This window comes from Microbacterium sp. NPDC056052, from assembly GCF_042266785.1.
In the GTDB taxonomy this organism is placed as follows: Bacteria; Actinomycetota; Actinomycetes; order Actinomycetales; family Microbacteriaceae; genus Microbacterium.
The window spans coordinates 100,589-124,997 of record NZ_JBHJWV010000002.1 but is presented as its reverse complement, the minus strand read 5'-3'; the positions used below and the strand labels follow the sequence as shown (position 1 = coordinate 124,997).

Below are 24,409 nucleotides of genomic sequence, written 5' to 3'. Positions count from 1 at the left end.
CCATCAGGAGGTCGCGTCGCTCGCCGCAGACACCGGCACGTCAACACCCTGCTCTCCCGCCGGGACCATGTAGAGGAAGCCGAGCGAGTTGCCGTCGGGGTCGTCGAGGTCGCGCGAGTACATGAACCCGTAGTCCTGCGCGGGCTGGGGCTCGGTGCCGCCCGCCGCGAGCCCCTTGGCGATCGCGGCGTCGACCTCTTCCCGCGAGTCGAGGGCGAACGACGCGGACGTCTGCAGCGAGACCTTCGGATCCACGATCGGCTTCTCGGTGAAGGTCGCGAAGAACCCGCGCGTGATCATCATGAAGTAGACGTTGTCGTCCCAGACGACGCAGACCCCGTTCTCGTCGGACATCTCCGGGTTGATCGCGCAGCCGAGCGCCGTGTAGAAGGCCTTGGTGCGCTCGAGGTCGGTGACGGGCAAGCTGATGAAGACGTTCGTCATGCTGACTCCTCTGTCGGTGGGTCCTCCGTCGGGCCCGTTGAGACAAGCTTGCTTTTTACAAGTAAGGTTGTCAATAGCAAGTGACGGGATCTCCGCTCAACGCTGTCGAGGCGCCCGCAGCCCCCAGACCGCAAGCGCCCCGGCACCGGCGGTGAGCCCCGCCACGACGACGAGCCCCACGCCGGGGAGCGTCGCGGTCGCCACGGCACCGGCGACGAGAGGTCCTCCGGCGTCCCCGAGCTCCCGCCCCAGCTCCGCGGAACCCATCGTGCGTCCCATCCGCTCCGGCGGCGTGGACGCGGCCAGGTGCGAGAACGCGACCGGAGCGGCGAGTCCCACTCCTCCGCCGATGAGCACGGCGGCGATCAGCAGCGTCGGCAGCTCGGGCCACAGCCCGGCGACCAGGATCCCGCCCGCCAGCAGCGCCAATCCGCCGACCGCTCCGAGCCGCACGGGAAGGCGGCCGCGGTCGTGCAGAGATCCGGCGAAGGGCTGCACGATGCTGCTGACGACCGCCAGCACCGTGACGAGCGCCATGCTGCCGATCGTGCCGATCCCGCTTTCCCGGCCGAGCAACGGGAGGAAGCCGACCGCGACCGCGAGGCCACCGGTCGTCGCGGCGAGCACGAGGGTCGGCACGAGGAATCCGGGGGCGGTGAGCTCGCGCGCGAGATCGGCGACGGTCACGCGCTTGCGCGGCAGCACCGGCACCGCCGGCACGCCGAATCGCACCCAGGCGGCGGCGACCAGCGCCACCGCGGCGAGCGCCCAGAACAGGGCGGGCAGGCCGGCCCAGACGACGAGCCCGGCGCCGAGCAGCGGGCCCAGCGCGTAGCCGAGACCCTTCCACGATCCGTAGCGTCCGAAGTAGCGGCCGCGGGACGCATCGTCCGCGAGCCGCGCGACCGCGGCGGACGAAGCCGGGGAGAACGCCGAGGCCGCCGCGCCCTGGCCGAAGCGCGCCACGATCAGCCCCACGGTGCCGGGCACGAGCGCGCCGAGCACGGAGAACGCGGCGAAGGCGAGGAGCCCTGCGACGATGACCGGGCGCACGCCGATCCGGTCGCTGAGCGCACCGAACACGGGCTTCAGCAGCACCTCGGCGAGGTCGTACAGCGCGAGGGTGAAGCCGAACGCCAGCAGGGTCCAGCCGATGTCCTCGGTCTCCGCGCCGAGGGCGGCGGCGATGCCGTGTGCGCCGAAGGCGGTCGTGAAGCCAGCGAGATACAGCGGTGCGAGACGCGGCCGCGGCGGCGCCGGCGAAGGCGAGGTCACCGCTCCAGTGTCCCATCCTGTCCCATCCGCCGTGCGGGGGATGCCCTCCGGCGACGCCCGCCCTACGGTGGAGGGATGCCGCCGTTCACCCGCACCCCGACCGCGCGCGAACTGCGGCAGGACGTGCTCCTGGCCGGCGTCATGCTGGTGGGCGGGATACTGAGCGCCGCCCTGTCGTCGATCGCCAAGGTCTACGGCACGGCGCAGGCCGAGCTGTGGACGGCGATCCCGTACGTCGTCGTCGTCTCCGCGGCGCTCGCGGTGCGGCGAAGATGGCCGGCCGCGGTCGCCGTCGTGGTTTCGGTCGCGTTCGTGGTGGCGACCTCGCTGCACGCCCCGGAGATCTACGCCGGCAACATCGCGATGTTCATCGCCCTCTACACGGTGGGCGCCTGGATGGACTCGCGTCGCACCGCATTCCTGGTGCGCGCGGGGATCATCGTCGTGATGGCCGTCTGGCTCATCATCGAGATGTACCGGCAGGCGATCGACCAGGCGCACAAGGCGGATGTGGTGGCGGGGATGTTCTCCCCCCTCGTGGCGTTCCTCATGCTGCAGGTGCTGCTGAACGTGCTGTACTTCGGCGGCGCCTACTACTTCGGCGAGCGCAGCTGGAGCGCCGCCCGGCAGAGGGCCGCGCTCGAGCAGCGCACCGCCGAGCTCGAACGCGAACGCGCGCTCAGCGCCGCCCAGGCCGTCGCCCTGGACCGCGTGCGCATCGCCCGCGAGCTGCACGACGTGGTCGCGCACCACGTCTCGGTCATGGGCGTGCAGGCGGGCGCCGCGCGCATGATGATCCCGCAGGATCCGCAGGCCGCCACGGCGATCGTCGCCGGCATCGAGACCGCGGCCCGCGATGCCATCCGCGACTTCCATCAGCTGCTCGATACGCTGCGGGATCCGGGCGACAGCGATGATGCGGCCTCGACCGTCGGGATCGACGACATCGCCGAGCTCGCCGCGGCTTCGACGGCGGCGGGCCTGCCCACGCGGCTGCAGGTGATCGGCGAGGCCGTGCCGGTGCCGCGCGTGACCGCGGTCAACCTCTACCGGATCGCCCAGGAGTCGCTCACGAACGCCCGCCGTCATGCCGGCCCCGACGCCGTTGCGGACGTGAGGATCCGCTACGAGCAGGGATCCGTCGAGGTCGAGGTCGTGAACACGGGGCGGGTGGTCACGGGCCTCCGGCCCGGCCTCGGTCAGCTCGGCATGCGCGAGCGGGCGACCGCGTCCGGCGGATCGATCGAGCTCGTCGCACGGCCGGCCGGCGGATTCCGGGTGCGGGCGACACTGCCCGTGCCCGCGGCGGCCTCCGGCGCCGCCGTGGCGGAGTCCGCATCCGGTGCCCTGAGCGACCGCGGGGAGACCAGGTGAGCGCCCCGACCCGCGTGCTGATCGTCGACGACCACGCCATGCTCCGGGCGGGGTTCCGCACGATCCTCGACCTGCAGCCCGACATCGAGGTCGTCGGCGAGGCCGGCACCGGATCCGAGGCGGTGGACCTCGCCGGATCCCTGCTGCCCGACGTGATCACGATGGACGTGCAGATGCCCGACATGGACGGGCTGGAAGCGACCCGGCGGATCAGGGCGGAGGGGCGGATCCGCGCGTCGATCGCGATCGTGACGACCTTCGACCGCGACGACTACCTGTTCGACGCGCTGGACGCCGGCGCGAGCGGCTTCCTGCTGAAGAACGCCGGCCCGGAGGAGCTCGTCGCCGCCGTGCGCGCGCTGGCCGCCGGCGACGGCATGCTCGCGCCCGAGGTGACCCGCCGGGTGCTGCAGCGGTTCGCGGCCCGGACGGCGGGGGCGGGCGCTCCGAGTGCGCACGCTGCGGGGGGATCCGGTCTCGCGGGGGGATCCGGTCTCGCGGGCGGGTCTGATCCGGCGGGCGGGTCGGGTCCGGCTTTCGGGGCCGGTCAGGCCTTCGCGTCCGCCGCTCTGCCCAGCGCGGCGCTTCCCGAGCCGCTCACCGACCGGGAGGCCGAGGTGCTGCGGCTGGTCGCCGAGGCTTGGAGCAACGCCGAGATCGCGGCGGAGCTGTTCATCGGCGAGGCGACCGTGAAGACGCATGTGTCGCGCATCCTGCAGAAGCTCGGCGCCCGCGATCGCGTGCAGGCCGTGGTGCTGGCGCACCGGTTGGGCCTGGCGTAGTCGCGCGCCGCGGTTCCCCGCCCACGTTCGCAGGACGTCTGCAACTCTGCAGGTCGATCCTGCTGTCTCCATCCTGCGGAGTTGCGGACGTCCTGCAGAGTCGACCGGCACGGCGCGATATCGGCGCTCCGCAGCGTCGGCGCGGGTCGGCGCCCCGCTAGCCTCTCCCCATGCCAGAAACCGCGAGCCCTCCGGCGCCCCACCCTCGTACGTCGCCGTCCCGCCCGATCATGGCCGGGGTCGTCACGGCGCTGGTCGGGTTCACGAGCTCGTTCGCGGTCGTGCTCACCGGCCTCGCCGCTGTCGGCGCGACCCACGCCCAGGCCGCGAGCGGACTACTCGCGCTCTGCCTCACGATGGGTGTCGCCGGCCTCCTGCTGGCCTGGCGCTACCGCATGCCCATCACGTCCGCCTGGTCGACGCCGGGCGCGGCGCTGCTCGCGGCCTCCGGCTCGATCGAGGGAGGCTGGCCCGCCGCGGTGGGCGCCTTCCTGATCGTCGCGGGACTCATCCTGTTCACGGCGCTCGTGCCGCAACTCGGATCCCTCATCGCCGCGATCCCGCCGTCGATCGCGCAGGCCATGCTCGCCGGCGTGCTGCTGCCGCTGTGCCTCGCTCCGATCACCGGGCTCGGCAAGAACCCGTGGGCGGTGATCCCCGTGGTGCTGACCTGGCTGCTGTTCGCCCGGCTCGCGCCCCGCTGGGCGGTGCCGCTGGCGTTCCTCACCGCGACGGTCGTCATCGTGATCGGGATCGTGACCGGCGGCACTGCGACGGGCTCCGGAGCCTTGGTGGATCCGGCATCGCTCCTGCCGCATCTCGAGCTCACGATGCCGACGTTCACCGTCGGGGCGCTCGTCGGCATCGCCCTGCCGCTGTTCATCGTGACCATGGCGTCGCAGAACGTGCCAGGCGTGGCCGTGATGCGCAGCTTCGGCTATGAGGTGCCGTGGCGTCCGGCCATGCTGGCGACCGGCATCGGCAGCGCCCTCGGCGCCACGGCAGGCGGGCACGCGATCAACCTCGCCGCGATCAGTGCCGCCCTCGCCGCCGCACCCGACGCGGAGCCGGATCCGAAGCGCCGCTGGATCGCCGGCGTCTCGACGGGGGCGTCGTACCTGGTGCTGGGCGCGTTCTCGGCCGCGTTCGCCGCGCTCGTGGTGCTCGCCCCTATCGCGGTGATCCCGGCCGTCGCCGGTCTCGCGCTGTTCGGCGCGTTCGGATCCGCCGTGCAGCAGGCGATCGACGACCCGGGCGAGCGCACCCCGGCCGTGGTGACGTTCCTCGTCGCTGCCTCCGGCATGGCGTTCTGGGGTGTCAGCGCCGCGTTCTGGGCGCTCCTCGCCGGCCTGCTCGTCCGCGCCGTCCTGCACCTCGGACGCCGCTGACCCACTTTCCTACTTCCGAGTCGTCCCCGTGAGCGCACGCCATAGCCTCCGCTGAGAGGGACGACCCGAAGGGTGGAACCTTACTCTTGCGACTATCTCCTTTCAGGCGGATCCTGGAAAGGAGGACGCGTCCGAGGAGGAATCATGCCGATCGCCACGATGACGAGCAAGGGCCAGATCACTCTGCCCAAGGAGATGCGCGACGAGCTGAAGCTCGTGGCCGGATCCAAGGTCATGTTCGTACGGCTGCCCACCGGACAGTACTCCGTGGTGCCGAAGACAGGGAGCATCTCCGCCATCTTCGGGATGCTGCATCGCGAAGATGCACCGGTTCTGACGATCGAGCAGATGGACGACGCGGTCGCGGAGGCGGTCGCCGAGGATGACGCGCGGACCCGGAGCACCTGACAATGCTGGTTCCGCATGCGATGACCGGCATCGATACCAACGTCATCCTGCGCGCCGCCCTCGATGACGACCCGGTGCAGTCCCGCCTCGCGCAAGAGCTGCTCGAGACTCTGACGCGCGCGGCGCCGGGTTTCGTGACGATGGTCACCCTCGCCGAGGTCTTCTGGATCGTCCGCAGACGGGAGGGCTTCAGCAAGGACACCGCGCTTGCCCTCATCCGCGGCCTCGTCGAATCCGACGTTCTGGAGTTCGACGACGGCGAGGAGGTCGTGCGGGCGCTCGAAGCCGCCGGCGACGGCGCCGACTTCGCCGACGCGCTGATCGACAGCACTATGGCGCAGTTCGGCGTCACGGAGACCGTGACCTTCGACCGCCGCGCGGCACAGCGTCTCGGATGGCGTCTGCTCGAGGGCTGACTCCGGCCCGCTCCCCCGCGGGGCGGAGCATGCGACCTCGGACGGGGCTGAGTGTCTCAGTTGGCCCGCCCGGCCCCGAGTCCGCGCGGCGCACATCGTCAGGCATGCGAAGACCACTGCCTTCGATCCATCGCACGAACGACGCCACCGGATCCGCCGCAGGGGGGATGCCCGGGGCGGCGGGGCTGCATACCGTGGAGCCATGACCACAGTGCTCACCCGCACCACGACCACGGGGCTGCTCGAACTCGAGGGCCTCACCAAGAGCTACGGCGCACGGCGCGTGCTCGACGACGTCTCGTTCCGCGTCGAGCCCGGGCGGCTCACGGGCTTCGTCGGCGGCAACGGCGCCGGCAAGACCACCACGATGCGGATCGTGCTGGGTGTGCTCGGCGCCGACGGCGGCACCGTGCGCCTCGGCGGGCACGACGTCGCGGCCACCGACCGGCGCCACTTCGGATACATGCCGGAGGAGCGCGGCCTGTACCCCAAGATGAAGGTGCTCGAGCAGGTCGCGTACCTCGCGCGGCTGCACGGATTCGGCAAGTCCGAGGCGACGGCCCGCGGCGAGGCGCTGCTGTCCGAACTCGGACTCGGCGAGCGGCTGCACGACTCCATCGAGTCGCTCTCGCTCGGCAACCAGCAGCGCGCGCAGATCGCCGCCGCGCTCGTGCACGACCCCGAGGTGCTCATCCTGGACGAGCCGTTCTCCGGACTGGATCCGCTCGCGGTCGACGTCGTCGCCGGAGTGCTGCAGGCGCGCGCCGCGCAGGGGGCTGCGATCCTGTTCTCCTCGCACCAGCTCGACGTCGTCGAGCGGCTCTGCGACGACCTCGTCATCATCGCGGGCGGCACCATCCGCGCCTCCGGATCCCGCGAGCAGCTGCGCGCGCAGCATTCCGCACCGCGGTACGAGCTGATCTCCGACGCCGATGCCGGATGGATCCGCTCCGAGCCGGGCATCACGGTCGTCGACTTCGAGCGCGGCACCGCGGTCTTCGACGCGGCCACCCCGGAGGACGCGCAGCGGGTGCTGCGCACCGCCCTCGGCCACGGCGTCGTGCACGCCTTCACCCCGCAGCATCCGTCCCTCGCCCAGATCTTCAAGGAGGTCATCCAGTGAGCACTGCGACCACTAAGAACGGCGCGCTCTCCGCGTCGAGCGGGATCTTCCTCGTCGCCGAACGCGAGATCGGATCCAAGCTGCGCAGCAAGGCGTTCCTGATCTCGACCGGCATCCTGCTGCTCATCGCCCTCGCCGCGGTGCTGATCGGCGGGTTCATGAGCACCAACTCGTCCGAGACGAAGATCGCCGTGACGTCGGAGACCGCCCGGGCGGTCCACGGCCTGCCGGGACTCGCGCCGACCGAGGTCGCCGACGCGACCGCCGCGGAGAAGCTGGTCCGCGACGGCACGGTCGAGGCGGCGCTGATCCCTGCGTCCGGCGACAGCGCATTCGGCTACGAGATCGTGGCGCTGAAGAGCGCGCCGAACAGCCTGCAGAGCCTGCTGGCCAAGACGCCGAAGGTCACGATCCTCGAACCGGACACGACCAATCCGCTGCTGCGCTACCTCGTCGCGATCGGCTTCGGCGTCGTCTTCCTGATGGCCGCTTCGACGTTCGGCGCGACCATGGCGCAGAGCGTCGTCGAGGAGAAGTCCACACGCGTGGTCGAGCTGCTGCTGGCCGCGATCCCGGCCCGCGTGCTGCTGGCCGGCAAGGTCATCGGCAACACGGTGCTCGCGATGGCGCAGATCCTGCTGCTCGCGGCGATCGCCGTGGTCGGGCTCATCGTGACCGGGCAGAACGGTGTGCTGCAGGGACTCGGATCCCCGCTGGTGTGGTTCGCGGTGTTCTTCCTGTTCGGATTCGTGCTGCTGGCCTCGCTGTTCGCCGCGGCCGCATCCCTCGTGTCGCGCCAGGAGGACATCGGATCCACGACCATGCCGATCACGATGCTCGTGATGGCCCCGTACATCCTGGTGATCATCTTCAACGACAACCCGCTGGTGATGACGATCCTGTCGTACATCCCGTTCTCGGCCCCGGTCGCGATGCCCGTGCGGCTGTTCGTCGGCGAGGCGCAGTGGTGGGAGCCGCTCGCGTCGCTGGTGATCCTGCTCGCCGCCTGCGTGGCCGCGATCCTCGTGGCGGCGAAGATCTACGAGAACTCCCTGCTGCGCATGGGCGCGCGCGTGAAGCTGTCCGAGGCTCTCTCCGGACACTGAGTCACCCACTGACCGCGAGCACTGACCGCGAGACTCCAACTGGGCGACGAGACTGCAGTTCAGGAGTGCAGTCTCGTCGCCCAGTTGGAGTCTCGCGGTCAGGGAGGGGGCGGATCCGGATCCGGATCCGGATCCGGGCTGCAGGAATATTCATGCGCATGCATTGTTAGCCTCAGGGTGCGGACGATGGGGTCCGGCAGCAGATCCACCGACCCGAAAGGCCTCATCGCCATGAGCACCCCCGCCTCCGACCGCACCGCTGTCACCGACGCCCCGATCCTCGACATCCTCGCCGAGCGCTGGAGCACCCGCATCTTCGACGCCGCCTCGACCATCGACGAGGAGGCTCTGGCCAGCGCACTCGAAGCCGCCCGCTGGGCACCGACCGCCGCCAACACGCAGCCGTGGCGCGTGATCGTGGCCCGCCGCGGATCCGAGGAGCACGCCAAGGTTCTCGGCACCCTCGCCGGCTTCAACAGCGCCTGGGCCGGCGACGCCGCCCTACTCGTGGTGTTCGTGGCCGAGACCACACGCGACGGCCAGCCCATGACCTGGGCCCTCTACGACACCGGCCAGGCGGCCGCGCACTTCACCGTGCAGGCGCACGCCAACGGCCTCTCCACCCACCAGATGGGCGGCTTCGATCGCGACGCGATCTCCGCGGCGTTCGACCTGAGCGCCGACTTCACCCCGATCTCGGTCATGGCCGTCGGCGAGCTGGGCGACATCCGCACCGCTCCCGAGGAGCTGCAGCAGCGCGAGAACGCCCCGCGCGAGCGCCGCCCCATCGCCGACACCCTCCTGATCAACGCCTGACCCTCCCCTACCTCCGGGTCGTCCCCGCCAGCGCACGCCATAGGCTCCGCTGACGGGGACGACTCGTATGTGGAGGGGCTCCAGGCGGGGCGCGGATGCCACGGTGGGCGCCGCCCGGGGCGAGCGAACCTGGGGTTCGGCGCCCCCGGGGTCAGCGATTGCGGTGCCGGCCGGCGGCGAGCGCGTCCGCGGCGCGCACGAGCGACAGATGCGAGAACGCCTGCGGGGTGTTCCCGGCGTGGCGGTGTCCCACGGGGTCGTACTCCTCGCTCAGCATGCCGACGTCGTTCCGCAGCGCGCACAGCCGGTCCATGAGCGCGCGCGCCTCGGCCATGCGGCCGGTGACCGCGTACTGCTCCACGAGCCAGAACGAGCAGGCGAGGAACGTGTTCTCGCCTCCGGGCAGGCCGTCCACGCCGGTGCCGGTGCGATACCGGTTCACGAGTCCGCCGTGGATCAGCGTCTGCTCGATCCGCGCCACGGTCGCGAGCATGCGCGGGTCGTCGGGCGCGCAGTATCCGGTGCGCGGGATGAGCAGCAGCGCGGCATCGACCTCGTCCGTGCCGCGGTGCTGCACGAAGTGCCCGTCGTGGACCCCGTGCTCGTCGATCTCCGCGCGCAGCCGGTCGCGCACGCCCCGCCAGCGCTCCACAGGGCCATGAGCGCCGTCCTCCTCGACCGCGCGCACCCCGCGGTCGAACGCCGCCCACAGCATCACCCGGGAGTGCGTGAAGAACTGCGGATCCCCGCGGATCTCCCACATGCCGTTGTCCGGATGGTCCAGCTGCTTCTCGGCCCGCCGCAGCAGCACCCGCTGCAGCGACCAGGACCGCGCGAACTCGCCGAGGCCCGCCCTGCGGGCGGCGGCGAGCGTCACCATCACCTCGCCGAAGACATCGGCCTGGAACTGCTCGGCCGCGGCGTTGCCCACCCGCACCGGGGCGGATCCGGCGTAGCCCGGCAGGGATCGCATCTCCCGCTCGACCAGATCCCGCTCCCCCGCCAGCCCGTACATGATCTGCAGGTCGGCAGGATCCCCGGCCACCGCCCGCAGCAGCCAGTCCCGCCACGCCCGCGCCTCATCGGCGAGCCCGTGCGCGAGCAGCGCCTCGAGCGTGAGCGCGGCGTCGCGCAGCCAGACGTAGCGGTAGTCCCAGTTGCGCGCGCCGCCGAACTCCTCGGGCAGCGAGGTCGTCGCGGCGGCCGCGATCCCGCCGGTCTCGCGGTTGGTGAGCGCGCGCAGGAGCAGCAGGGAGCGCCGCACGTCGTCCTCGTGCGGCCCCTCGTGCGCGATGCCGTCGGCCCAGTCGCGCCACCAGGCCGAGGTCGCCCGCTCCGCGGCCTCCACATCGAGCGCCGCGGGCGCCGCGCGATAGGACGGGAACCAGGTGAGCGCCAGATCCCTGCTCTCTCCCGCGGCCACCTCGACCGTGCCGACGTGGCTGTGGCCGTGCGGCTGCAGCTCTGCGCCGCGCACCACGACCGCGTCGGGGCCGGCGGTCGCGGTGAGCTCGGGCGATCCGGCGCTGCCGGTCTGGCGCACCCACGGCAGCGCCCTGGCGTAGTCGAATCGGAGTCTCAGCTCCTGCGCGAACGGCATCCGCCCGCTGATCCCCACGACGCGGCGGACGATGTCCGTGCGGTCGGCGCCCAGCGCCGCCTGCGCGCCCTCGAGCGATCCCGGCTCCTTCGCGAGCAGGACCGGCATCCACTCGCGCACCTCGGCGACGCCGTCGGCGCTCTCCCACCGGGTCACGAGACAGAACGTGTCGCCGTCGTAGCGCCGGGTCGCGGTCGCCTCGGGATCCGCGGGCCGCAGGCTCCAGTGCCCCTGCTCGACGCCGCCGAGCAGGGCGCCGAACAGCGATGGGGAATCCAGCCGCGGCGCGCAGAACCAGTCGATGCTGCCGGCCCGCGACACGAGCGCGGCGGTGCGCCCGCCGCTGAGCAGCGCGTAGTCCTCGATCGGAGCAGTCTCCATCCTCCGCAGTCTGGCACGGGCCTCGGCGCGCAACGGAGGGCAACGCCCGCCCAGGAGGATCCGGATCCGGATCCGGCGCATCGAGGCGATCCGCGCCCGTCACAGAGACAGATCAGGGACGCGGACCGTATCGTGGGCGCATGACCACCCCGACGACGCTGCTCATCCTCGGCGCTTCCGGCGACCTCACCTCCCGCCTCCTCCTGCCCGCGATCGCGCAACTGCTGAAGCGCCAGCCCGATCGCACCCTGGTGCTGCGCGGCGCAGGATCCGATGACTGGTCCGACGAGCGCTGGCAGGAGGCGGTGCGCACCGCGTTCGCGACGGTCGACGCCACGGACCAGCTCCCGCGGATCGCCGGAACCACCTACGTCAAGGCCGATGTCACCGATCGCGATGCGCTGGCCGGGCTCATCGCCGGCGTCGACGGATCCCTCGTGATCTATTTCGCCCTTCCGCCTGCGGTCGCGGTCGCCGCGTGCGAGGAGCTCGTCGACATCCCGCTGCCCGAGGGCACCGTGCTGGCGCTGGAGAAGCCTTTCGGCAACGACGAGCGGAGCGCGGCCGACCTCAACGCGCTGGTCACCCGGATCGTGCCGGAGACCCAGGTCTTCCGGGTCGACCACTTCCTCGGGCGATCCACGATCCTCAACATCATGGGCGTGCGCTTCGCGAACCGCCTGGTCGAGCCGGTCTGGTCCGCCGACCACGTGCAGTCGGTCCTGGTGCGCTACGACGAGTCGCTCGCGCTGGAGAACCGTGCGCGCTACTACGACAAGGCCGGCGCGCTCGTCGACATGATCCAGAGCCACCTGCTGCAGGTGCTCGCGATCCTCGCGATGGAGCAGCCGGCGGATCTGGACGAGATCGACCTGCGCGATGCGATGGCCGCCGCCCTCCGCGCGACCCGCATCCTCGGCGACGACCCGGTCGCCTCGACCCGCCGCGCCCGGTACACGGCCGGCACGAGCGACGACCGCCCCGTGCCGTCCTATGCGGACGAGGAGGGCGTGGATCCGGCCCGCAGCACCGAGACCCTCGCCGAGATCACCTGCGAGGTCGACACCGCGCGCTGGGCGGGCGTGCCCTTCACGCTGCGCAGCGGCAAGGCCCTGGGCGAGCGCTGCGCGGAGATCGTCGTCACGTTCCGGCCCGTGCGGCACATCCCCGGCGGGCTCACCGGGACGCCGACGGACGGCGGTGTGCTGCGCTTCTCCCTCGGCCCCGACCGGATCGAGCTCGAGCTGAACGTGAACGGCGGCGACGATCCGTTCGCCCTGCGCCGCGACGTCCTGTCCACGGGCCTGGGCAAGGGCACCCTGCTGGCCTACACCGAGGTGCTCAGCGAAATCCTCGACGGTGACGTCGCCCTGTCGGTCCGCGGCGACGCGGCGGAGCAGTGCTGGCGGATCATCCAGCCGGCGCTCGACGCCTGGCGCTCCGGCGCGGTGCCGATGCAGGAGTACCCGGCCGGATCCACCGGTCCTGAGGAGTGGGCGACCTCGCGGCGCTGAGCACGCCGGGCCGGGAACGAACGGCCCGGCCCCGCCGTCAGCCGTGGCGGGCGAGCAGGCGGCGGGCGGCCTCGCTGTGCTGCGCGATGAGCTGCGGCACGTCCAGGCCGACGATCCGGCCGTCGAGCACGCGCCAGGCGCCGCCGACCATGACCCGGTCCGCGCGTTCGGCGCCGCACAGCAGCAGCGCCGCGAGCGGGTCATGGCTGCCGGAGAAGCGCAGCTCGTCGAGGGTGAACATCGCGAGGTCGGCCTGCTTGCCCGGGCTCAGCACGCCGATGTCGGTGCGGCCGAGTGCGCGGGCGGATCCCTGGGTCGCCCAGTCGAGCGCCCGCTCGGGGTTGACGGCGGCGGCGCCGTAGCGCAGGCGCTGCAGGTACAGGGCCTGACGCACCTCCATCATCATGTTGGATCCGTCGTTCGACGCGGATCCGTCCACGCCCAGGCCGACCGGCACGCCCGCGGCCTCGAGCTCGACCGCACGCGCGATGCCGCTTGCGAGGCGCATGTTCGAGGTGGCGCAGTGCGAGACCGCGGTGCCGGCCTTGCCCAGGCGGGCGATCTCGTCATCGTCGAAGTGGATCCCGTGCGCGAGCCAGGTGCGGTCGCCGAGCCAGCCGACGCTGTCGAGGTAGTCCACGGTGCGCAACCCGAACCGCTCCCGGCAGAAGTCCTCCTCGTCGATGGTCTCGGCGAGGTGCGTGTGCAGCCGCACGTCGAGGCGTTCGGCGAGGGTCGCCGTGTCGCGCATGACCTCGGTGGTGACGGAGAACGGCGAGCACGGCGCGAGGCCGATCTGCACGAACGCGCCCTCGCCGCGCTCGTGGTACGCACCGACGAGGCGCTCGCTGTCGGCGAGGATCACATCCGCGTCCTGCACCGTGCTCTGCGGGGGCAGTCCGCCGTCCTTCTCGCCGAGCGACATGGATCCGCGGGTCAGCGTCGCGCGCATGCCCAGGCGCTTGACGACGTCGACCTGCACGTCGATGCCGTCCTCCAGCCCGTTCGGGAACAGATAGTGGTGGTCGGCGGCGGTGGTGCAGCCACTCAGCAGCAGTTCGGCGAGGGCGGCGGTCGTGGCGAGCTCGAGATCGCGCGGGGTGAGCCCCGCCCAGACGCCGTACAGGCCCTTGAGCCAGGGGAACAGCTCGGCGCTGACCACGGGCGTCCACGCCCGGGTGAGGGTCTGATAGAAGTGGTGGTGCGTGTTGATCAGGCCGGGGATGATCACGTGCCGCGAGGCGTCGTAGACCTCGTCGACCGGCGCGGACGGGGCTCCTCCGGCGGGCACGGCCTCGCGGATCGTGGATCCGGCGATGACGAGGCCGCCGCGGGCGTCGGCGGCGTCGCCGGTGTGGATCCCGAGCGGGTTCTTCAGCCAGACGGTGCGGGTGGATTCGGACATCGAGCAGACTCCCTCATTCGATGAGCGGAGCCGGAACGTGGCCCCGCGGGGGCCAGCTCAGTGTTGACCTGTCTGCTGATCCAGGTGCGCCTCCGTCCGAGGAGGCCTTTCAGATCTATCACGGGCCCGCGATGCCGGTCAACGATTCTTCCGAATATCGGATCCACAGTTCCGCGATACGGACGACGCCCTTCGTCTCGCTGCGCTCGCTCAGGAACCGGTAGAGGCCGGCCCCTGAGCGAGGAGCGCACGCCCTTCGTCTCACTGCGCTCGCTCAGGAACCGGTAGAGGCCGGTCCCTGAGCGAGGAGCGCACGCCCTTCGTCTCGCTGCGCTCGCTCAGGAACCGGTAGAGGCCGGTCCCTGAGCGAGGAGCGCAGCGACGAGACGAAGGGCGAAGAACCCGTTTCGGATCAGTGCGCCGGGCGCTCGACCGTGACCTCGTTGCCGTCGCGGTCGACGATCTTGCCGTCGACGATCGAGTCGCCGTCCTCGAAGGCGTCCAGATACGCGACCGGGATGCTGCGTGTCGGCGCCGACACGAACGCGTTCTTGCGCTTGGCGCTGCCGAGGTGGTTGAAGAGCAGGTTCAGCAGGATCGCGACGACTGCGGCGGAGCTGATGCCGGAGTGGAAGATCGTCACGAACCAGGCCGGCATCTGCGCATAGATCGTCGGGACAGCGATCGGGAGCATGCCCACCGCGATCGAGGTGGCCACGATCACGAGGTTCATGTTGTCGCGGTACTCGACCTTGGCGAGCGTGCGGATGCCCGACGCCGCGACCGAGCCGAAGAGCACGAGGCCGGCGCCGCCGAGCACAGGCGTCGGGATCGCCCCGACGACGCGCCCCAGGACAGGCAGCAGGCCAAGGACGACCAGCACGCCACCGCCCGCGGTGACCACGAAGCGGCTCTTCACGCCGGTGATGGCGACCAGGCCGACGTTCTGCGCGAACGCGGACTGCGTGAACGTGCCGAAGATCGGCGAGACGGCGCTGGAGAGCATGTCGGCGCGAAGGCCCGCGGCGATGCGCTTGGAGTCGACCTTGGTGCCCACGATCTCGCTCACGGCGAGGATGTCGGCAGTGGTCTCCGTCAGGGTCACCAGGATCACGATGAGCATCGAGATGATGCTCGCGATCTCGAAGGTCGGCATTCCGAACTCGAAGACCCTCGGAAGGGCGAAGATCTCGCCCTCGCCGACCTTGCTGAAGTCGGCCTTGCCGAGGAAGATCGCGACGATCGTGCCGAGCACGATCGAGAGCAGGATCGCGAGGCGGGAGATCGCGCCCACCGGGATCTTGCTGAGGATCAGGACGATCACCAGGGTGATGCCGGCGAGCATCAGGTTCTCGGGGGCTCCGCCCTTCGCGCCTCCCGTGTTCTCCCCGGTGCCCATGATCCAGCCGGCCGCGACCGGGAGGAGACTCAGACCGATCGTGGTGATCACGGTTCCGGTCACGACCGGCGGGAAGAACCGGATCACGGTCGCGAACACCGGGGCGATCAGCAGGCCGATCACCGAGGCGGCGATCACCGATCCGAAGACCGCCGGGAGTCCGCCTCCGCTGGTGACGATCGCACCCATGGTCGCGACGCCGGAGAACGACACCCCCTGCACGAGCGGCAGCTGGGATCCGAAGAACGGGACCCCGACGGTCTGCAGGATCGTGGCGAGACCGCCCATGAACAGGCACGCGGCGATGAGCACGCCGATCTCGCCGGGCTTCAGCCCCGCCATCTGCCCGATGATGAGCGGCGGAGCGATGATGCCGCCGTACATCGTGAGCACGTGCTGGATGCCGTAGCCGATGGTCGCACCGATCGGCAGGCGCTCGTCCTCGGGGCGGACGAACTCCTTCTTCTGCTTGGTAGTCAATTCGACCTCTTCGTCGGGGGCAGCGCACCAGGTGAGCGAGGCGGCGGCCGTCCGCAACGCCGGTGCGGGCGGTTCGACGGCGAGTCGCGCGTTCCGCCTCGCAGGCGGGGCGGAGGTGCTGTTAGTCCTGGTGCGTCTCCAGCTCTGGAGACCCCCTCAGGCTAACCACGGGCACATCCCGAGTCAAGGTCTTTTTCCGAATCTCGGAGTGCTGTTTCCATGATGTGGATATCAATGGAGAAGCCGCTCTCGCCGTCTGCGCACGGAAAAGGCCCCGGATCAGGGAGATTCGGGGCCTTTCCTGACATGCCGCGCCGTCACTCGTCGAGCAGCTCGGCCTCGATCACGTCGTCCGGGTCGGCCCGGGGAGGCGTCGGGACGGCCGGTCCCTCGCTCGTGAGCACGAGGGAGGATCCGTCCGCCGCGATGTCCACGCGCACGATGTCGCCGTCGTGCACGCGACCCGAGAGCAGCGCCGACGCGAGCCGGTTCTGCACCTCGTTCTGGATGAGGCGACGCAGCGGCCTGGCGCCGAACACCGGGTCGTAGCCGCGCTCGGAGAGCCAGGCGCGCGCATCGGGCGTCACGGCGAGCGTCAGCCGGCGGTCGGCGAGACGCCGCTGCAGCTGATCGATCGTGAGCTCCACGATCTGCGCCAGGTCGTCCTCGGTGAGGGCCTGGAACATCACGATGTCGTCGAGCCGGTTGATGAACTCGGGCTTGAACGCCTGCCGCACGAGGGCCATCACGGCGTCGCGCTTCTCGTCGGGCGAGAGGGTCGGGTCGATCAGGATCGGCGATCCGATGTTGCTCGTGAGGATCAGGATGACGTTCGAGAAGTCGACCGTCCGCCCCTGACCGTCGGTGAGGCGGCCGTCGTCCATCACCTGGAGCAGCACGTCGAACACCTCGGGATGGGCCTTCTCGACCTCGTCCAGCAGGACGACGCTGTAGGGGCGCCGCCGCACGGCCTCGGTGAGCTGCCCGCCCTGCTCGTAGCCGACATAGCCGGGAGGGGCGCCGACCAGACGCGAGACCGAGTGCTTCTCGCCGTACTCCGACATGTCGATGCGCACCATGGCGTGCTCGTCGTCGAAGAGGAACTCGGCGAGCGCCTTGGCGAGCTCGGTCTTGCCGACACCGGTGGGCCCGACGAAGAGGAAGGATCCGGTCGGCCTGCCGGGGTCGCTGATGCCCGCGCGCGAGCGGCGCACCGCATCGGAGACGGCCGCGACCGCCTCCTTCTGCCCGATCAGGCGCCGGCCCAGCTCGCGCTCCAGGTGCAGGAGCTTCTCGCTCTCGCCCTGCAGCAGCCGCCCCACGGGGATCCCGGTCCAGGCCGCGATCACGGCCGCGATGTCCTCGTCGGTCACCTGCTCGTTCACCATGCGGGGCTCGTCGCTCTGCGCATCCGCCTGCCGCTCGGCGTCGGCGAGCTGCGCCTGCAGTTGCTTGATGGTCTCGTACTCGAGCTTCGAGGCCTTCGTGTAGTCGGCGTCGCGCAGGGCGCGGTCGCGCTCGGTGATCGCCTCGTCGAGGCGCTTCTTCAGGTCGCCGACGCGGTTCAGTCCGCTGCGCTCGCGCTCCCAGCGGGCCTCGAGGTCGGTGAGCTCGGCCTCGGCCTCGCCCATCTGCTCGCGGAGCTTCGCGAGACGCTCCTTCGAGGCCGCGTCCTTCTCCTTCTTCAGCGCGAGCTCCTCGAGACGCATCCGGTCGACGGACCTCTTCAGCTGGTCGATCTCGACCGGGCTGGAGTCGATCTCCATCTTGAGCCGGCTCATGGCCTCGTCGATGAGGTCGATCGCCTTGTCCGGCAGCTGGCGGCTCGGCAGGTAGCGGTTCGAGAGCGACGCGGCCGCGACCAGCGCGGAGTCGCTGATGGTCACGCCGTGGTGCGCCTCATAGCGCCCCTTGAGTCCGCGCAGGATCGCGATCGTGTCCTCGACCGAGGGCTCGCCGACGTAGACCTGCTGGAACCGGCGCTCGAGCGCCGCGTCCTTCTCGATGAACTCGCGGTACTCGTTGAGCGTGGTGGCGCCGATCAGACGCAGTTCGCCGCGGGCGAGCATGGGCTTGAGCATGTTGGACGCGGCGACGGACCCCTCTCCCCCGCCCGCACCCATGAGCACGTGCAGCTCGTCGATGAAGGTGATGACGCGGCCGTCGGACTCGGTGATCTCCTTGAGCACGCTCTTCAGGCGCTCCTCGAACTGGCCGCGGTACATCGCACCGGCGACGAGGGCGGAGATGTCCAGTGACACGAGCTCCTTGTCCTTGAGCGACTCGGCCACGTCTCCGGCGACGATGCGCTGCGCGAGTCCCTCGACGACGGCGGTCTTGCCGACGCCGGGTTCGCCGATCAGCACCGGGTTGTTCTTGGTGCGCCGAGTGAGCACCTGACTCACGCGGCGGATCTCCGCGTCGCGACCGATCACCGGATCGAGCTTGCCCTGTCGGGCACGATCGGTGAGGTTGATGCCGAACTGCTCGAGCGCCGACTGCTGCTCGTCCTGCTGTGCCGTCTGAGGGGTGGCCATTCGTCCTCCTGGGTTCTCCTTGCGTCTGTGGCGGAAGAGCCGGAACCGCTCCGGATCCTCAAAGTTGAGTTGATTGGACTCAAGTTTACCGGACTCGGCCCTCGGAGACAAGAGCAGGCGCGATCCGACCGCGACGGCGAGAACGCGCTCGGCGCCTGGCGCACAGCGCCCGGCACACGGCGCACGACGCCCGGCACACGGCACACGGCACACGACGCACGACGCACGACGCCCGGCACACGGCGCCCGACGAAGACGTCGACGATGGCGACTCCGTTGTCACACACCGCCGACGAGCTTTGGGAGCCTCCACTTCCGAGTCGTCCCCCTCAGCGGACGCTCTGGGCTCCGGTGGTGGGGACGACTCGGAAGTGGAGGGGGGTAAGGAAGGAGAGGGGTCAGCCGACCTCGGCCATGCCCCGGCGCAGCAGGCGGCCGCGGGGGGTCGTGAAGTCGATCTCCGCGCCGTGCAGGTAGGTCTTGCGCACCCGGCCCGCGAGCGCCTTGCCGTTGTACGGCGTGAGCGGGTTCTTGTGATGCAGCTTCGTCACGTCCACGATGTAGGCGTCGTCGGCCGCGAAGACCGAGAAGTCCGCGTCGTAGCCCGGGGCGATCCGGCCCTTGCCGGTGAGGCCGGCGAACTGCGCCGGCTTCTCGCTCATCCAGGACACCACGGTCTCCAGGGACAGGCCGCGCTGACGTGCCTCGGTCCAGATCAGCGAGAGGCCGAGCTGCAGCGACGCGACGCCGCCCCAGGCCACCGCGAAGTCGCCGTTCTCGAGATCCTTGAGGTCGAGGGTCGAGGGCGAGTGGTCCGAGACGATGAAGTCGATCGTGCCGTCCTCCAGACCCTGCCAGAGCAGTTCGCGGTTGCCGGCCTCGCGGATCGGCGGGCAGCACTTGAACGCGGTCGCACCGAGCGGGATCTCCTCCGCAGTGAGCGTGAGGTAGTGCGGGCAGGTCTCGACCGTGAGCCGGATGCCGTCGTGCTTGGCGGAGCGCAGCATCGGCAGCGCGTCCGAGGAGGACAGGTGCAGGATGTGCGCGCGGGCGCCGGTCCAGCGGGCGCGCTCGATGACCTCGGCGATCGCGAGGTTCTCCGCGCCGCGGGGTCGCGAGGCGAGGAACTTGGCGTAGTCGTCGCCGTCGGGCTTGGGGGCACGGTCGATCGCACGGGAGTCCTCGGCGTGCACGATCATGACCGAGTCGAAGGTCGCGAGCTCGCGCATGTCGGCTTCGAGCTCGTCGGGATCCAGCGGCGGGAACTCGTCGACGCCGCTGTGCAGCAGGAAGCACTTGAACCCGAAGGCGCCGGCGTCGTGCAGCCCGCGCAGCTTGTCGACGTTGCCCGGAACGGCACCGCCCCAGAAGCCCACGTCGACGTGCACCTGGTCGCGGGCGACGTCGCGCTTGATGTCGAGCGCCTCCACGTCGATCGTCGGCGGGATGCTGTTCAGCGGCATGTCCAGGATCGTGGTCACGCCGCCGGCCGCGGCGGCCTTGGTGGCCGAGGAGAAGCCCTCCCACTCGGTACGGCCCGGCTCGTTGACGTGCACGTGCGTGTCGACGAGCCCGGGGATCAGGGTCTCGTCGTCGGCGAGCTCGATGATCTCGTCCGCTTGGAGGCCGTTGCCGAGCGGCTCCATCGCGATGATGACGCCATCGCGCACGCCGACCTCACGGGGACGGATCCCCGAGCTGGTGAGCACCCGCTCGCCGCGGATCACCAGGTCGTAGTGCGAACCTGCGGGGTCGTGCTGATCCTGCGACATGTCGTGCGGATCCTTTCCTCCGGCGAGCGCCGGTCATGCGTGGTTGGAGTTCATTGGGCTCCGGTTCCGGAGCCGGAGGTCGTCGAGCGAGCGAGACGAAGCGCGGAGTCCTTGAGAGAGCGCGACGTTTCGTCTCGGTCGCCCTCCGGGCGTCCTCGCTCAACGGCCATGGGCTCAGCCCTGCGGCACGAGCTCGCCCGCTTCGGCGCCGATGCGACGGCCCACCTCGGTGAGCAGGGGGACGGCCTCGGCCATGCTGCGGGCCGCATCCGGCTCCAGCTCGCTGAGCGCGTAGACGCGGGCGAACCCGGCCGCCCGCGCCGCCTCGGGGCTCAGCGTGGAGCGTCCGCACACGGCGATGACGGGGATGCCCGCCGCGCGCGCGGCCGCGGCGACACCGAGCGGGGTCTTGCCGCCGAGACTCTGGTCGTCGAGGCTGCCCTCGCCGGTGATGACGAGATCGGCCTTGGCGGCGCCGGTGCCGAGGGCCTCGGCGAGCCCGGTGAGGCGCTGCACCACCTCGACGCCTGGTTCCCGCCGGGCGCCGAGCGCGGCGAGCGCGGCGTAGCCCACGCCACCGGCGCCGCCCGCTCCCGGCAGGTCGGTGGCCGCGCGGATGCCCGGCTGCTGCTCGAGCAGTGCGGCGTAGCTTGCCAGGGCCGCGTCGAGCGCGGCCACGTCCTCCGGGCTCGCACCCTTCTGCGGCCCGAACACGGCGGGCGCTCCCCTCTCTCCGAGGAGCGGGTTGTCGACGTCGCTCGCGAGCACGATCTCGGTGGCCGCGAGTCGGGGATCCAGATCCGACACGTCCACCGCGGCGATGCGCGCGAGCGCCCCGCCGCCGCCCGGCAGCTCCTGTCCGTCGGCGTCGCGCAGCGAGACGCCGAGCGCCTGCAGCATGCCCGCGCCGCCGTCGGTGTTGGCGCTGCCGCCGATGCCGAGCACGATGCTGGTCGCGCCGCGGTCGAGGGCCGCGGCGATGAGCTCGCCGGTCCCGCGGCTCGTGGCACCGAGCGCGTCCTTGACACCACCGGGGAGCAGGTCGAGCCCGCTCGCCGCGGCCATCTCGATGATGGCCTGCCCGCCTCGCACGCCGAAGCGCGCCTCGACCGGCAGGCCCGTGGGCCCCGTCACCGTCGCGGTGACCGCCTCGAACCCGGCGGCGAGGGCGGCGTCGACCGTGCCCTCCCCTCCGTCCGCGACGGGGACCGCATCGATGACGGTCCCCGGCGCGGCCTGGGAGATCCCCTCCGCGAGAGCGGCGGCGACCGCGGGCCCCGTGGCGGAGCCCTTGAACTTGTCCGAGGCGATCAGGATGCGCATGGTGTGAATGCTACGGGCCGGAGGGACGCGGCTCAGTCGAGCAGCGCGTAGATCGCCTCGGGGGCGTCGGCCGGCGATGTCGCGAGGTCCTCGAACTCGTTCATGGTGTCGAGGTCGGCTCCCATCGCGATGTTCGTGACGCGCTCGAGGATGACCTCCACCACCACGGGCACCTGGAACTCGTCGCGCAGACGCTGCGCCTCGGCGAAGCCCGCGGCCAGATCCTCCGGACGCTCGACGCGCAGCGCCTTGCAGCCCAGACCCTCGGCGACCTTGACGTGGTCCACGCCGTAGCCCGTCGCGATGCTGGACGAGTCCTGCGGGGTGTTCACGTTGTCGAACGCGAGCGACACCTCGTAGTCCATCTCGAACCCGCGCTGCGACTGACGGATCAGCCCCAGGTAGCTGTTGTTGACCACGACGTGGATGTACGGCAGCTTGTGCTGCGCGCCCACCGCGAGCTCCTCGATCATGAACTGGAAGTCGTAGTCGCCCGAGAGCGCGACGACCTGCTCGCCCGGCTTGCCGCGCACCACGCCGAGGGCGGCGGGACCGGTCCAGCCCAGTGGTCCTGCCTGGCCGGCGTTGATCCACTTGCGCGGACCGTACACATGCAGCAGCTGCGCGCCGGCGATCTGCGACAGACCGATCGTGGTGACGAAGGTGGTGTCGCGGTCGAACGCCGACAGCATCTCCTGGTACACCCGGTGCGGCTTCATCGGCACGTCGTCGAAGTTCGTCTTGCGCTGCAGACGGGCCTTCCGGTCGCGGCACTCCTCGGCCCAGCCGTGGTAGTCGGGCAGTTCTGCGACGCGGTCGCGCGCCGCCTGGAGCAGGGCGTCGATGAACGCGCCCGCATCCGAGACCACGCCGTAGTCGGGCGCGAACACGCGGCCGATCTGGGTGGGCTCGATGTCGACGTGCACGAACGTGCGGCCCTTGCGGTACGTGTCCAGTCCGCCGGTGTGGCGGTTGGCCCAGCGGTTGCCGATGCCCAGCACGAAATCGCTCTCCAGGAAGCTCGCGTTGCCGTAGCGCTGCGAAGTCTGGATCCCGACCAGGCCGGCGGCCAGCGGGTGGTCGTCGGGGAGCACGCCCCAGCCCATCAGGGTCGGGAACACGGGCACGCCCAGGGTCTCGGCGAGCTCGACGAGCTTGGCCGAGGCGCCGGAGTTCACGATGCCGCCGCCAGCGATGATCGCGGGGTGCTTCGAGGCGATGAGCAGGTCGAGCACCTTCTCGGCCTGCGCGCGGGTCGCGACCGGCTTCGCCACGGGCAGCGGCTCGTAGGTGTCGATGTCGAACTCGATCTCGGTCATCTGCACGTCGAAGGGCAGATCGATGAGCACCGGGCCCGGACGGCCCGAGCGCATGATCTGGAACGCGGTCTGGAAGGCGCCGGGCACCTGCGCACCTTCGAGGACGGTCTTGGTGAACTTCGTGACGGGCTTCGCGATCGAGGCGATGTCGACGGCCTGGAAGTCCTCCTTGTCGAGCTTCGCGACCGGCGCCTGGCCGGTGATGCAGAGCATCGGGATGGAGTCGGCGATCGCGGCGTAGAGGCCCGTGATCATGTCGGTGCCTGCGGGACCCGAGGTGCCCAGGCACACGCCGATGCGGCCGTCGCCGGTGCGGCTGTAGCCGTCGGCCATGTGGCTCGCGCCCTCGACGTGGCGGGCGAGGGTGTGCCGGATGCCGCCGTTGGCGCGCATCGCGGAGTAGAGCGGGTTGATGGCGGCGCCGGGGAGGCCGAACGCCTCATCCGCGCCTTCCTTGATCAGGATCTGGACGATCGCGTCGACTGCACGCATGCGGGTCATGGGAGTTTCCTTAGGTCTGATGAGGGGGTCGTTGAGCGCCCTTCGTCTCGTCGCTTCGCTCCTCGCTCAGGGACCGGAAAAGGATCGGTTCCTGAGCGAGCGAAGCGAGACGAAGGACGCTGCGACCCGAAAAGGGAGCGGTCAGTCGCGGCCGGAGAGCTCGGTAGTGAGCTTGAACAGGCCGGAGTGGTCGAGGCCTCCGTCGCCGCGGGCGACGAGGGCGTTCACGAGCTGCGCGACGGCCGAGCCGAGCGGGACGGTGACCCCGACCGAGCGGGCGGCCGAGGTGACGATGCCCAGATCCTTGTTGTGGAGGGCGAGGCGGAAGCCGGGCGCGAAGTCGCGGTTCAGCATCTTCTGGCCCTTCTGGTCGAGGACCTTGGATCCGGCGAGTCCTCCGCCGAGGACCTTCAGCGCGGCGTCGGTGTCGACGCCGAACGCCTCGAGGAACGTGACAGCCTCGGCGAGCGCCTGGATGTTGACAGCCACGATGAGCTGGTTGGCGGCTTTGACCGTCTGGCCGGCGCCCGCGGGCCCGACGTGCACGATGGTCTTGCCGATCGCGTTCAGGATCGGCTCCGCCTTCACGAAGTCGTCCGCGGATCCGCCGACCATGATCGAGAGGGCCGCGTCGATCGCACCCTGCTCGCCGCCCGAGACCGGGGCGTCGACGACGCCCAGCCCTGCGGCGACGGCCTCCTCGGCGAGCTCCTTGGCCACGTCGGGGCGGATCGACGAGTTGTCGATCCAGAGCGCGCCGGCCTTGGCGTGGGCGAAGACCCCGTCGGGGCCCTGCACGACGCCCGCGACGTCCGGGGAGTCCGGAACCATCGTGATGACGACGTCGGCGTCCTTCACGGCGTCGGCGATCCCGGTGGCGCCGGCGCCTCCGGCGGCGACGAGCGTGTCGATCGCCTCCTGGCTGCGGTTGTAGCCGACGACGTCGTAGCCGGCGGCGACGAGGTTCTTCGCCATGGGCAGGCCCATGATGCCGAGGCCGATGAATGCGATGCGGGTCATGTCTTCGCTCCTTCGCGGAAAGTCTG

Annotated in this window: 19 protein-coding genes; 9 read left to right on the top strand and 10 right to left on the bottom strand. The window is 70.8% G+C overall.

The genetic code is table 11. The features are described from left to right. Positions 1 to 3 precede the first annotated feature (3 nt). Both ACFC1J_RS04630 and ACFC1J_RS04625 read right to left on the bottom strand, forming a co-directional pair. Complete coding sequence (locus ACFC1J_RS04630; RefSeq protein ID WP_375902944.1) at positions 4 to 444, bottom strand: VOC family protein; 441 nt, start codon at positions 442 to 444, stop codon at positions 4 to 6. A 96-nt stretch (positions 445 to 540) separates the two neighbouring features. Then, the gene (locus ACFC1J_RS04625) at positions 541 to 1,719 is read right to left on the bottom strand and encodes an MFS transporter (RefSeq protein WP_375902942.1); all 1,179 of its coding nucleotides are present in this window, start codon (positions 1,717 to 1,719) and stop codon (positions 541 to 543) included. Between the two features lie 75 nt (positions 1,720 to 1,794). Here ACFC1J_RS04625 and ACFC1J_RS04620 point away from each other — a divergent pair, with 75 nt between their 5' ends. The 8 genes from ACFC1J_RS04620 (at position 1,795) to ACFC1J_RS04585 (ending at position 9,132) form a co-directional block, all read left to right on the top strand. Continuing rightward, a complete protein-coding gene (locus ACFC1J_RS04620) occupies positions 1,795 to 3,093 on the top strand; it encodes a sensor histidine kinase (protein WP_375902940.1) in 1,299 nt (432 codons plus the stop codon). Beyond that, complete coding sequence (locus tag ACFC1J_RS04615; protein ID WP_375902938.1) at positions 3,090 to 3,875, top strand: response regulator; 786 nt, start codon at positions 3,090 to 3,092, stop codon at positions 3,873 to 3,875. The genes ACFC1J_RS04620 and ACFC1J_RS04615 overlap by 4 nt, the downstream gene beginning before the upstream one ends. A gap of 170 nt (positions 3,876 to 4,045) precedes the next feature. After that, positions 4,046 to 5,263 carry a benzoate/H(+) symporter BenE family transporter gene (locus ACFC1J_RS04610; RefSeq protein ID WP_375902936.1) on the top strand — a complete coding sequence of 406 codons (1,218 nt, stop codon included), beginning with the start codon at positions 4,046 to 4,048 and terminating at the stop codon, positions 5,261 to 5,263. Positions 5,264 to 5,407: 144 nt separating this feature from the next. Beyond that, entirely contained in the window at positions 5,408 to 5,671 is a 264-nt protein-coding gene (locus ACFC1J_RS04605; protein WP_375902934.1) for an AbrB/MazE/SpoVT family DNA-binding domain-containing protein, read from the top strand. 20 nt (positions 5,672 to 5,691) lie between these two features. Continuing rightward, positions 5,692 to 6,087, top strand: a complete 396-nt coding sequence (locus tag ACFC1J_RS04600) for a PIN domain-containing protein (RefSeq protein WP_375902932.1) — start codon at positions 5,692 to 5,694, stop codon at positions 6,085 to 6,087. Positions 6,088 to 6,325: 238 nt separating this feature from the next. Continuing rightward, a complete protein-coding gene (locus ACFC1J_RS04595) occupies positions 6,326 to 7,210 on the top strand; it encodes an ABC transporter ATP-binding protein (RefSeq protein WP_375903619.1) in 885 nt (294 codons plus the stop codon). Further along, complete coding sequence (locus ACFC1J_RS04590; RefSeq protein WP_375902931.1) at positions 7,207 to 8,316, top strand: ABC transporter permease; 1,110 nt, start codon at positions 7,207 to 7,209, stop codon at positions 8,314 to 8,316. Before ACFC1J_RS04595 ends, ACFC1J_RS04590 begins: the two co-directional genes overlap by 4 nt. A gap of 231 nt (positions 8,317 to 8,547) precedes the next feature. Then, positions 8,548 to 9,132 carry a nitroreductase family protein gene (locus ACFC1J_RS04585; RefSeq protein ID WP_105688746.1) on the top strand — a complete coding sequence of 195 codons (585 nt, stop codon included), beginning with the start codon at positions 8,548 to 8,550 and terminating at the stop codon, positions 9,130 to 9,132. A 151-nt stretch (positions 9,133 to 9,283) separates the two neighbouring features. Here the strand turns inward: ACFC1J_RS04585 and ACFC1J_RS04580 are convergent, their stop codons facing one another. Next, positions 9,284 to 11,194, bottom strand: coding sequence for a glycoside hydrolase family 15 protein (locus ACFC1J_RS04580; RefSeq protein WP_375902928.1), 1,911 nt, complete (start codon positions 11,192 to 11,194; stop codon positions 9,284 to 9,286). Between the two features lie 59 nt (positions 11,195 to 11,253). Here ACFC1J_RS04580 and ACFC1J_RS04575 point away from each other — a divergent pair, with 59 nt between their 5' ends. Beyond that, the gene (locus ACFC1J_RS04575; protein ID WP_375902926.1) at positions 11,254 to 12,627 is read left to right on the top strand and encodes a glucose-6-phosphate dehydrogenase; all 1,374 of its coding nucleotides are present in this window, start codon (positions 11,254 to 11,256) and stop codon (positions 12,625 to 12,627) included. Positions 12,628 to 12,664: 37 nt separating this feature from the next. Here the strand turns inward: ACFC1J_RS04575 and ACFC1J_RS04570 are convergent, their stop codons facing one another. The 7 genes from ACFC1J_RS04570 to ACFC1J_RS04540 all read right to left on the bottom strand — a co-directional run bounded on the left by ACFC1J_RS04570 (position 12,665) and on the right by ACFC1J_RS04540 (position 24,383). After that, entirely contained in the window at positions 12,665 to 14,032 is a 1,368-nt protein-coding gene (locus ACFC1J_RS04570; protein ID WP_375902925.1) for an 8-oxoguanine deaminase, read from the bottom strand. A gap of 412 nt (positions 14,033 to 14,444) precedes the next feature. Beyond that, positions 14,445 to 15,911, bottom strand: coding sequence for a nucleobase:cation symporter-2 family protein (locus tag ACFC1J_RS04565; RefSeq protein ID WP_375902923.1), 1,467 nt, complete (start codon positions 15,909 to 15,911; stop codon positions 14,445 to 14,447). Between the two features lie 317 nt (positions 15,912 to 16,228). Then, a complete protein-coding gene (locus ACFC1J_RS04560) occupies positions 16,229 to 18,448 on the bottom strand; it encodes an ATP-dependent Clp protease ATP-binding subunit (RefSeq protein ID WP_375902921.1) in 2,220 nt (739 codons plus the stop codon). Positions 18,449 to 18,846: 398 nt separating this feature from the next. Continuing rightward, a complete protein-coding gene (allB, locus tag ACFC1J_RS04555) occupies positions 18,847 to 20,220 on the bottom strand; it encodes an allantoinase AllB (RefSeq protein ID WP_375902919.1) in 1,374 nt (457 codons plus the stop codon). 174 nt (positions 20,221 to 20,394) lie between these two features. Then, on the bottom strand, positions 20,395 to 21,543 hold the full coding sequence (locus tag ACFC1J_RS04550) for a glycerate kinase (RefSeq protein WP_375902917.1): 1,149 nt from the start codon (positions 21,541 to 21,543) through the stop codon (positions 20,395 to 20,397). A gap of 32 nt (positions 21,544 to 21,575) precedes the next feature. Next, positions 21,576 to 23,363, bottom strand: coding sequence for a glyoxylate carboligase (gene gcl / locus ACFC1J_RS04545; RefSeq protein ID WP_375902915.1), 1,788 nt, complete (start codon positions 23,361 to 23,363; stop codon positions 21,576 to 21,578). A gap of 141 nt (positions 23,364 to 23,504) precedes the next feature. After that, positions 23,505 to 24,383 (bottom strand): 2-hydroxy-3-oxopropionate reductase, encoded by an 879-nt coding sequence (locus ACFC1J_RS04540; protein WP_375902913.1) that lies wholly within the window; start codon positions 24,381 to 24,383, stop codon positions 23,505 to 23,507. Positions 24,384 to 24,409: the final 26 nt, after the last annotated feature.